The 10,443-nt window shown below is 38.8% G+C and carries 12 protein-coding genes and 1 pseudogene; 5 read left to right on the top strand and 8 right to left on the bottom strand.

The genetic code is table 11. The features are described from left to right. The 7 genes and pseudogenes from ACTF6W_RS10845 to ACTF6W_RS10815 form a co-directional block, all read right to left on the bottom strand. Window positions 1–273: pseudogene (locus ACTF6W_RS10845) on the bottom strand (DUF2497 domain-containing protein); the annotation flags it as partial. 186 nt (window positions 274–459) lie between these two features. Beyond that, window positions 460–1,836, bottom strand: a complete 1,377-nt coding sequence (locus ACTF6W_RS10840; protein WP_438994562.1) for a TolC family outer membrane protein — start codon at window positions 1,834–1,836, stop codon at window positions 460–462. Window positions 1,837–1,975: 139 nt separating this feature from the next. After that, window positions 1,976–2,647 (bottom strand): protein-L-isoaspartate O-methyltransferase family protein, encoded by a 672-nt coding sequence (locus ACTF6W_RS10835; RefSeq protein WP_438994561.1) that lies wholly within the window; start codon window positions 2,645–2,647, stop codon window positions 1,976–1,978. Window positions 2,648–2,744: 97 nt separating this feature from the next. Then, window positions 2,745–3,740: an aldo/keto reductase gene (locus ACTF6W_RS10830; protein ID WP_438994560.1), complete on the bottom strand. Its 996-nt coding sequence runs from the start codon at window positions 3,738–3,740 to the stop codon at window positions 2,745–2,747. Between the two features lie 76 nt (window positions 3,741–3,816). Beyond that, window positions 3,817–4,098 (bottom strand): 4a-hydroxytetrahydrobiopterin dehydratase, encoded by a 282-nt coding sequence (locus tag ACTF6W_RS10825; RefSeq protein ID WP_438994559.1) that lies wholly within the window; start codon window positions 4,096–4,098, stop codon window positions 3,817–3,819. Between the two features lie 30 nt (window positions 4,099–4,128). Further along, on the bottom strand, window positions 4,129–4,890 hold the full coding sequence (gene phhA / locus ACTF6W_RS10820) for a phenylalanine 4-monooxygenase (protein WP_438994558.1): 762 nt from the start codon (window positions 4,888–4,890) through the stop codon (window positions 4,129–4,131). After that, window positions 4,891–5,064, bottom strand: coding sequence for a hypothetical protein (locus ACTF6W_RS10815; protein WP_438994557.1), 174 nt, complete (start codon window positions 5,062–5,064; stop codon window positions 4,891–4,893). It abuts the gene before it with no gap. A gap of 116 nt (window positions 5,065–5,180) precedes the next feature. Between ACTF6W_RS10815 and ACTF6W_RS10810 the strand changes: the two genes are divergently transcribed. The 4 genes from ACTF6W_RS10810 (at window position 5,181) to ACTF6W_RS10795 (ending at window position 6,750) form a co-directional block, all read left to right on the top strand. Further along, the gene (locus ACTF6W_RS10810) at window positions 5,181–5,369 is read left to right on the top strand and encodes an Lrp/AsnC family transcriptional regulator (RefSeq protein WP_438994556.1); all 189 of its coding nucleotides are present in this window, start codon (window positions 5,181–5,183) and stop codon (window positions 5,367–5,369) included. A gap of 2 nt (window positions 5,370–5,371) precedes the next feature. Next, entirely contained in the window at window positions 5,372–5,638 is a 267-nt protein-coding gene (locus ACTF6W_RS10805) for an Lrp/AsnC ligand binding domain-containing protein (RefSeq protein WP_438994555.1), read from the top strand. Between the two features lie 270 nt (window positions 5,639–5,908). Continuing rightward, complete coding sequence (locus ACTF6W_RS10800) at window positions 5,909–6,115, top strand: cold-shock protein (RefSeq protein WP_438994554.1); 207 nt, start codon at window positions 5,909–5,911, stop codon at window positions 6,113–6,115. 143 nt (window positions 6,116–6,258) lie between these two features. Continuing rightward, window positions 6,259–6,750 carry an NADPH-dependent FMN reductase gene (locus tag ACTF6W_RS10795; RefSeq protein WP_438994553.1) on the top strand — a complete coding sequence of 164 codons (492 nt, stop codon included), beginning with the start codon at window positions 6,259–6,261 and terminating at the stop codon, window positions 6,748–6,750. On the opposite strand, the gene ACTF6W_RS10790 is transcribed toward ACTF6W_RS10795, so the two are convergent. Further along, complete coding sequence (locus ACTF6W_RS10790) at window positions 6,747–9,779, bottom strand: aminotransferase class III-fold pyridoxal phosphate-dependent enzyme (RefSeq protein ID WP_438994552.1); 3,033 nt, start codon at window positions 9,777–9,779, stop codon at window positions 6,747–6,749. The genes ACTF6W_RS10795 and ACTF6W_RS10790 overlap by 4 nt on opposite strands. Before the next feature lie 224 nt (window positions 9,780–10,003). On the opposite strand from ACTF6W_RS10790, the gene ACTF6W_RS10785 reads away from it, so the two are divergent. Then, entirely contained in the window at window positions 10,004–10,366 is a 363-nt protein-coding gene (locus tag ACTF6W_RS10785) for a hypothetical protein (RefSeq protein WP_438994551.1), read from the top strand. Window positions 10,367–10,443 lie beyond the last annotated feature (77 nt).

The following is a 10,443-nucleotide window of genomic DNA, read 5'->3' as shown; positions in this document are numbered from 1 at the left end:
TTCATCTTCTTCTTGATCTGATTCTTCAATATTATCGAACATACTATCGATGTCGTCTTGAGAGGCATCTTCTTCAAGGTCATCTTCGGTCAATTCCAAAACATCCTCTTCTTCTGCTGGTTCAGCGTCTTTTTCTGGCTCGGGTTCTGGAGCGGGCTCCGTTTCAGCAGCGGGCTCTTTGGCCGGTTCTTCGTCATCCTCGGATATGATCCGGCGAATAGACGCAAGAATTTCTTCCATACTTGGTTCTTCTTCTTTTTCCGGTTCGCTCATTTTTAGGTTCCCGCACTTAAATGTCTATAATTTGTTCAAATATTTTTAGGCAATATATTTATATCTGTTTTTACATATTTGTTAACCATAATATTTTTATTTAATTTCAGAAGATTATCAATGTTTTTTAACAGTAATATTTAACAAAATTTTAAGATTTGGTTAATTAAACCGAATTCTTGAGCTTTATTCTTCAGTACCAAAACCGTAGATTTTATTTTCTACGCTTTTACTTTTTTCTTCTGCATCATAAATATCTACGTTTAATGCTAGGTCTTTTGCATTCAACTTCCCCATTGATGAAAGAAGATTATATGCAGCAACCATTCTATCACGAACGGCAGTGGCGTTATTCACACGTGCGTCCAATAATTCTTGTTCGGCATCAAGCACATCAAGAATAGTACGTGATCCAACATCAGCTTCTTGACGAACGCCTTCAAGGGCTATTTCGTTTGCTTCTAATTGATCCAAAGTTGAAATGATACGCGCACTCGCTTCACGGTAACTTTCCCAAGCATTTCTAACTAACTCGTGAACTTGGCGTTCAGCGGCAATTTCTTGTATACGAAATTGACTGCGACGCTGTTTTGCTTGACGAACAACGGATGCTTGAACGCCAGCTTGATAAATGGGTAGACGAAGATCTGCCCGTATTGCTGTTGCAGATGCTTCATCACCAGGTAAAAAACGATCATAGTTTTTTGTGTAGCTTGCGCCAACCGTTACGGTTGGGCCAAGACCACCATATTGTCTCTTCACTGCGTAATCAGCTGCTTTTTCTGAAGCACTAGCAGCAACGACAAGTGGATGTGTGCGTGATGCAATATCCAGTGCCTCTTTTTCTGAAGCAGGTAAAGGTGGAATTACAATATCACGCTCCAGGGTGCCTGGCTCATTACCGACCACGCGACGGTAAGCCGCACGACTTGCGGTTAAGGTTGCTTCAGCCGCAATTTTTTCGGATTGTGCGCGTGATAGACGCGCACGAGATTGCGCAACATCCGTACGTGTAATTTCACCAACTTCGAAACGATCTTCGCTTGCTTGCAATTGACGTTGAAGTGCGATGACGTTATTTGTTGTAAATTCAAGGAATGCTTCATCACGAATTACATTCGAATAGGCGGAAACTACATTAATAAACACATTTTGTTCTGTGTTTAACAGATCTGCGCGTCCGGCCTCTGCATTTTTACGTGCTTCACCCGTTTGATTTACCGTTTGAAAACTTCTAAATACATTCTGTTCTAGTGATATCCCAAGTGATTTTGGATTCGTTGTCGAGTTTTGAGCAAAAACTCCGGTACTATTATTTTTCTGTTTTGCAATAGATCCTATCCCCACTATAGTCGGGCGCCAGCCACCTTTTGCTTGGTTAACTGTTTCATCAACGGCACGCTGACTAGCTCTTGCAGCTTCGAGGTCTGGGTTGCTAATATACGCGGTTTCTAATGCCGCCTTTAAATCATCAGCATTCGCGAAAAGCGTGCTACCCATCAAGGCTATTATAGCTGTTGCTGTGCCAAGAACGGGTTTAATTAGTTTAACTTTTTTGGTCATTGGTTGTACCTTTTTGTCTTTATTGCGCCCTAAAGAATCATTAGAACCGTCAAATTCGTAATGGGGCAGAACTTGCCTTGTTATGTTACCACTGTCAACATCAAGTTGTTAGTATGCGATAAACCGTATTAAATTTGCGTTAAAAGACGAATTTTTCCTCTTTTTCAAAACCTTTAAGCTTAGGTGCCATTGCATCAAATAAAACTCTAACGCCAAGAATTTTATCATTATATGTAACCAGAGACGCACGGCCAAAACCGTCCTTATTAATGATACATAAAATGCGGCCGCCATCATTAAGTTGTTCAAGCAAAGCTTTGGGCACTTCATCAATCATACCATTAATAAAAATGAGATCATATGGACCCTGCTTTGCTAACCCATACGTGTGGGTCGAATTTATCACAGCAACATTATCACAATCTTCATCGGCTAAATTTTTTGTTGCTGTTTCTGAAAGTGTTTTATTTTCTTCAATAGCGACGACCGCATCAACAAGTTTGCTGAGAACGGCGGCTGTATAACCAGTGTTGGTTGCAACATCAAGTGCAAGTTCATCAGCTTTAATGTCTGCTTCGCTTAAGAGTTTTGCAAAGGATAATGGGTCCATCATGTAACGACCATCAGCAACTTTTATGCTTTTATCAATATAAGCAACCCCTTTACGTTCCTCAGGGACAAAGCTCTCACGATTTACCTTTTCAATGGCTTCTATTACTCTTTCATCAGTAACATCATTGGGTAAAAGTAGCCCATCAATCATATGCCTTCTATTGGCTTCTTCGTTGGTGGCTTCTTTTATAATGCTCATTTACTGTTTATCCTGTTTTTTCATAAGCGACTTTTATAATATGAATGATACGCTAATTCAATATGGTCAGTTAACAATATTAATATTTTTTCTATATTTATGAAGTGGTTTCTTCTGATCTGTCGGTAGCCGTTTCTGGGGCATTGGATAGATTTGAAATTTTTTCTCTTAATTCAATGCTTATTTCAATGTCAACAGCATTCAATGATGCCTTAAGTTGTTCCGCAGAACGCCCGCCAATAATTGGTGCGGAAATAGCAGGATGATGAAGTGTCCATGCAATGGCCAAGCTTATTGGGTCAAAACCGTTTTTATTGGCAAAATTGACAAAGTTTTCTGCGATATTATCAATATGTTTGGCGCCATATCTGACTTTATACATTTCCATTTCGTTTAAACGACCATCAACTTTATCTTTATTTTTAGTGACATACTTACCAGTGAGGACGCCGCCTGCTAATGGACTATAAGAAAATACACCTACATTTTCGCTTATGGCCATTGGCAGTATTTCGCTTTCGCATTGTCGTTTAAGCAAATTATACATAGGTTGTATGCATGCAATTGGCGCATAATTATGCATTTTCGTGATGCCAACTGCTTTCATATATTGCCAAGCGGCAAAATTACTTAATCCAATATAATTTATTTTTCCCTGATGAACGAAATCATTTAATGTAGATAAGCTTTCTTCTAATGAGCAATCATCATCAAAACGGTGCATGTAATATATATCGATATAGTCGGTATTTAGTCTTTTCAAACTATCATCAAGTGCGCGTATGAGATGGGTACGGTTTAGACCCCTTCCCCATGAAATTGCGCCACCACCAGCAAAACTATCAACTGGAAAATAAGCTTTGGTTGTCAAAACGACCTCTTCACGGTGGCTTTTAATGAGCTTGCCAAGAATTTTTTCGGAGTTTCCACCAGCATATAGATTGGCACAGTCAAAAATATTTATGCCTTTATCCTTAGCGGCAGCGTAAATTTTTGAACATTCTTTTTCATCTGCCTCCGCACCAAACGTCATGGTACCTAAACAGAGTTGGGATACCTTAATACCTGTATTGCCTAATCGATTATATTTCATTGTCCCTCATCCTTTTTTATCAATATAATCTTTTTTATTAAGGATTAAAGACATTATAAATATTTAAGCTATTTATTTATGAGCAGACGTGATCAATAAATTCTGCCAATTCTTTATCATAACTTGTTACCCCACCGGCATCATGTGTGGTTAAGGTGATTTCCAAACGGTTATAAACGTTGAACCATTCAGGGTGATGATCCATTTCTTCCGCTTTTTTTGCAATTTCTGTCATTGCAAGAAAAGCAGCCTCAAAATTCGCGAAAGTAAATTTTTTAAAGATGGCTTCTTTTTCTTTGGAAGCTGTCCAGCCCTCTAACTGAGATAGGAGACTGTTAATTTCTAATTTTTGATACATAATCTATCCTCTGAATGTATTTTGTATATTTTATATTGGCGTTGCGTTTGAAGCATGTCCACCCCTAAGGCAATATTCTTGTGTACCCTTCTGATAAACATGATCAGTTTCAAGAATTGCTGCTGGTGCATATTGAAAGGAAGCGCCGATATTTTGATAAATATAATCAAATGGACGATCAACAGTCATTTTATAGAGCTCTTCAAAACTGTCGATTACAAAATAACTGGCTTGTAAGTCATCAATTTTATAATCGGTACGCATGACGCAATCGACATTTAAATGAATTCTGTTTGGTGACTTGGCATTAATTGAATATGGACTTTCTTCTGGAGAAGATAAGATGCCTGCACCATATATGCGCATTCCCTCCTTTGTCTTAATAAGTCCGAATTCAACTGTATACCAATATAGAGCGCTTAAAGCTATCAATTGGTTATATTGAAGGGCTTTCCACCCTGCTTTGCCATATGCTTGCATATAATTTGCAAATGATGGATCAGTAAGTAGTGGCACATGACCAAAGACATCATGAAAAACGTCCGGCTCTTCAATATAATCAAAGCATTCTGCTGTTCTAATGAAATTCCCCGCTGGGAAACGTTTATTGGCCAAATGATAAAAGAATACGTGGTCAGGAATGAGCATGGGAACAGGAATGATCGTCCAACCGGTTTTTAATTTTAAGGTTTCATTGGTTTTACGGAAATCGGGAACACCACCTTTATCAAATTCTAGCATTTTCAAACCGTCAAAGAATTGATCGCAGGCTAGCCCCGGTAAAATATCCATTTATCGCCTATATAGTTGATCCCAAATGTTATGTTCTTTGCTTGTATATTCGCGTTGTTTTGGTTCTATCCAATCATCTTTTAGATATTCAGGTTTTTGCAGTTTAGCTGTAAAAACATGGTCGGATACTGTTGGCATTTGTGAGAAATCGTATTCTTGCATCTTTTTATCCATTCATTAGCATTTTACCTATTATGATGCAATATATTGGAATTTTTGCTTTATTTAATGTATTATATTAATAAAAATGACACATTTGTTTTAAAAAAAATTAATAATTGGAACTCCTGATGCAATTAACGGAAATTGATAAAAAAATTATAAGAGTAATTCAAAGGCATCCACCTCTTGCACAAGCAGAGCAAGCGGAGCTTGTTGGAATGTCCCGATCATCATTTTGGCGCCATGTAAAAGACATGGAAGACGCAGGAGTAATCGGTGCACAAATACCGGAAGTTTCAACAAAAAAATTGATTTAAAATTGCGCGCTAACTGTGTGATATCATTAAATAATCATAGTTTAGAAACGCGCGAAAAATTTGAAAAACATATTGAAGAAATGGATAATGTTCTTGAATGTTATGCGACTTCTGGTGGAGAAGATTATATGCTGACCGTCGTTGCAAAGGATATGGATGATTATTATGAAATTATGAGCTCGAGCATTCTGGATCACCCTACAATTGATAGCACGCAAACCAGTTTTTTTATGAAAGAAATAAAATCGACCCGTCGCCTACCCCTCTAAAACGGCACAAAAGATTAGAAAATGTTATATACTTAACAAATAAAGGATTGCTTTTTTAAATAAACGTCTATACGGTACAGCTTGAATTTTAGTTAATGCACCTGTTTGAGGGGGATTGCTTTAGAATATTTAAGAATAAACCTTTATGGTACGCTCTATAGCGTCTCTTCCTGAATTCCAAAGTTACCAATACTTAAATACCAGCATAATTAGAATCTCTATTCGTCAAGTTGACGAATGTTTTATTAATAATGAAGAAAGTATAAGAAAATGGCTACAGGCACCGTTAAATGGTTCAACCCTAACAAAGGCTACGGTTTTATTGAACCTGATGAAGGGGGAAAAGACGTTTTTGTTCATATTTCAGCTGTTGAAGCTGCTGGTATCGACAGACTAAATGATGGACAAAAAGTTACTTTTGATGTTCAAGAAAGCCGCGGAAAAGAAGCTGCTACTGAACTAAAACTTGTTGACTAAATAGTTTAAAAGTTCTGAATTCTGAAAAGCCGCTTATTTTTTTAAGCGGCTTTTCTTTTGTTTAAAGCATAAAATTCAGTAATACTTGATTTTACAATTTGATCTATTATTTCTAATACGATCAATAATTTTAAGGTAGAAAAATGGCTGAGGAAAAAGGGATCGATGCAACATTTGTTGATTTAAGAGATTATCCAATGCCATTATATGATGGGGATCTTGAAGACGCGCAAGGCATGCCGGAAAATGCAAAAAAACTTAAAAAATTGTTTGTTGAGCATGACGGTTTTTTTATTGTAAGCCCTGAATATAATAGCTCATACCCTCCTCTGCTTAAAAATGTCGTCGATTGGATTTCTAGGTCGGATGGTGAAGACCTTGGGGAACCTTATAAAGGTAAAACATTGGCGATTGCTGCTTCTTCACCAGGTGGACTTGGGGGTATGCGCGTTTTGGTTCCGCTACGTATGTTATTTGGAAATCTTGGCGTTCATGTTGTTCCGTCACAAGTATCCGTTAATTTCGTTACGAAAGCATTTGATGAAAATGGCATGCTCGCCATTGATAATCAACGCAACCTAATGGATGCGACACTTGATGAATTAAAATCAACGACGGATGCTCTTAAGGGCTAAAAACCTTCTTTATAAAGTCGTTTAAAGGCTTTTTCGAGTTTATCGATGAATATTTCCGCCTCTGGTAACCCAAATACCATGGGCGGTTTTCCTTTTAAGACATTGTCATAAGGTCCATCCGTGGAAAAGAGCACGGCGTCTTCGCGTAAATATTGCACAATACGGCTGGCTTCTTCAGGAGCAACTTCTTTTGTGCCGCGATCTTTTACAAGTTCCGCACCAAAGAACATGCCTTTGCCACGCACTTGACCGATTAAATCATAACGGTCCATCATATCGCGCATGCCGTCCATGATATAATTTCCTGTAATGATCGCTTTTCCACGTAAGCCATTATTTTCAACTTCATCAAGTACGGCCATACCGATCGCGCAAGATACTGGATTTCCTCCAAAGCTATTGAAATATTCCATTCCATTGGCAAATTTATCGGCTATTTCACGGGTTGTAACAACGGCGGCCATCGGATGGCCATTACCGAATGGTTTCCCGAAGCTGACGATATCGGGAACAACACCTTGCAATTGATAGGCCCACATTTGTTCGCCTGTGCGGCCAAGGCCCGTTTGAACTTCATCAGCGATGCACAGTCCGCCAGATGCACGAATTTTTTCATATGCCGCTTTTAAATAGCCATCTGGATATATAACTTGTCCTCCGACGCCTGCTATACTTTCCGCGATAAAAGCGGCTGGTCCCTCGCCTGTTGTTTTTATTAAATCTGCAATTTGTTCATCAACGCTTGCAGCGTACGCTTTACCACTTTCATCGGAATAGTTATTAAATCGTCCTTGATATGGACAAGGAAATTCGGCCAACCTTGTTTCAGGTGGACAACCATTGCCGCCTTTGCGGTTAAACTTATAAGCACTTATGGCGACGGTCGCATTTGTATTTCCGTGATACCCCCAATCGACAGCTACGGTCGTTTTGCGACCCGTATAATGACGCGCTAACCTTAACGCGAGTTCATTTGCTTCTGATCCGGAATTAACAAAGAACATGACAGATAGCGGATCAGGCATACTATCGATGATGCGTGCCGCCAATTTATTAATCCCATCATATAGATAACGTGAATTGGTATTTAAGCGGGCAGCTTGTGTTTGAATGGCATTAACCACATGCGGATTACAGTGACCAACATGTGTAATATTATTTACGCAATCAAGAAAAGCGCGGCCCGTATTATCATATAAATATGGCCCTTTGCCCCGAACCATGTGGATGTGTTTTTTATAAGCGACGCTCAATGACGGTGCGAGTACTTGTTTTCTCGATTCTAGCATGTCATTAATCGTTAGGTCGCTATGCTCAAAACTTTCTGGAATAAAGCCAAGAAGTAAATTCGGGTCCGGACATATATCAGACCATGTAGACCAGGTAGCAACTTCGCAAATGCCAGGGAAATTTCCATCTTCATAATCAAGAAGGTCAAGGAGGATTTGAAAATGCAAATGGGGCGTCCAGCCACCATTTTCGTGGATTTCACCGAGTGTGGCGATATGATCACCTGCAGCAACAGTGTCCCCAATATTAAGCTTCTTGACGCTCGCTTTTTCAAGATGGCCGTATAATGTGTAAAATTCTGGTCCCTCATCAACCTGATGGGAAAGGATTAAAACGGTGCCATAATCAAAAGGATCATCATTACTTGCAATTGCTTGCACGACACCATCAAGCGGTGCGTAGATTTTTTCAGGTGCCCTTAGCCAGAAATCAACGGCCATATGAACGGTGCGATCAGGGGGTGATCCATGACTTTTAAAACCAACACCAAGGGTAAAGGACGTACGATTTTCACCGTAGTTCCCAAGACCGTAACGGGCTTCATTTTCATCAAGAAGATTTGTAACCCAATTAGAATGTTTTTCAGGATTTAAAATATGTTCTGTGCCAGGGGCACCTGCTGCATTATCGAACAATACACGCGGTTCACTATAAATATCAAAATCAAACATTTTAGAAATTTTAATACCATCAAGCGATGTTTTTAAAGGCGTGAGGTTTCTGTGCGCATCATAGCCCCCTGCTTTTCTTGCAAATGCATTTAAAAAAGACATGCCGATTTTACGCAATTTACGTAATGCTTTAAATGCGGGGGCTTGGGTAATTGTAAGATATTCCCTGTGTTTTTCATCACTTGCGGCACTTGCGCGGTTTGATGAAATACAGACGCTCATGATTAAGCGCATGGCTGCTAAATCAAATAACACTTCAAGTTCGTCTTCGGATAGCGGAAATTCGCCTGTATATCCGCTGATAAGTGCTTTCGATACGGCAAAGATATCATCCACATCAAGAACCGCATAACCAAGTGCTATGGCAAGTTCATTGACTTGTTTTGCAAACAACATGTCGCCAAAATCAATAAGTCCACTAATTTCATCGCCCTGAACAACAAGATTATATGTGTTTGCATCACTATGAATGACACAAGAACGCATTCTTTCCAATCTTGGAACCACAAGTTTTTCATAGCGGTCGTAAAAATATTCTACTAGCTCTTTATCATCTGACTTTTCAATGTCTGCGATATATTGCTTAGTGAATATAGCATTATCAAGATTCCATAGAAAATCTGGTTGATGAGAATGAGGATGACCAAATCCTTGCATAGCCGTGGAAAAGCGCCCCAAGAATTTACCGAGGTTTTCATAAAGTAAACTACTTTTGGGAGCATCACCAAAAATATCACCTTTTAGGAAAGTAATCAGGCGGATGTTATTATCATTATGCTTAAAAATTTGGCAACCATCTTTGCCAATAATGACTTTTGGGATCGCCAATTCAGGATCAAGTGCAGCAACATGATTTAAGACGGCATTTTGAAATTCAACCAGATTATCGTCTTCTGCACTATTGGCGACTTTGATGACATATTCATCATCACCATCAATTAGACGCGCATTTTGATCCCGCTCGCTCACAAGTGGCTTAATTTTTCCCGTTTTATTGAAATAAGTTTTGGCGATATCCAATAGTTCTTGTTCACTATAGGACGGCGGTGCACTTTCAAAAACTTCCATATTGGAATCCCACTTTTGAGCTATGATTTTCATAGGCTGCATGTTTTTCAGTTAGCGCACAATAACAGGCATTTATTGCCCTGTAAATTTTGAATTTTTGTATTGTAGATGATTTTTAAGCTGCATAACTCCTTGTTTTATGACAATTATTCATGAACATATATTAGCACGAGAGATGGCATGTTTTTTGCATATAATAATTAAACGACTATGTAGGAAAAAATATGTCAGACGAAAGCACATTTCAAATCGTTAATTTTGGGGCAGATCTGCTTGGATCCTATTATACAGCAAGGCAAGCGCAAAGTTCTATTTTATCTCTTCCCTCAGTACAATCAAATGTATCACTTAGTGCTGGTAATAGCCGTGCTGAGACACCGTGGGATCAAGATAAATTACTTGAAGCAGAGCGCGCACAAGATAATCCTACATCAAATGCATTATATCGATTGCTTACAAAAGACTATCAGTCAATACAGGATTTAGATGAATTTATAGATTTCCGCGATCCGCTCGTTCGTAATTCTGATCTAGATGATGATAGTAAAGGGTTATTCGTTCTTTATAATGCTTTAAAAAACCTATGAACGATTGCTCAATATGCTGGCGACCCTCGTACATCTGAAACAAAATTGGAGGCCCTGGAAGTCCAGTTTAAAGAAGG

It is taken from the genome of Pseudemcibacter sp. (assembly GCF_965661635.1).
GTDB lineage: Bacteria > Pseudomonadota > Alphaproteobacteria > Sphingomonadales > Emcibacteraceae > Pseudemcibacter.
This window is presented reverse-complemented; position numbering and strand designations above follow the sequence as displayed.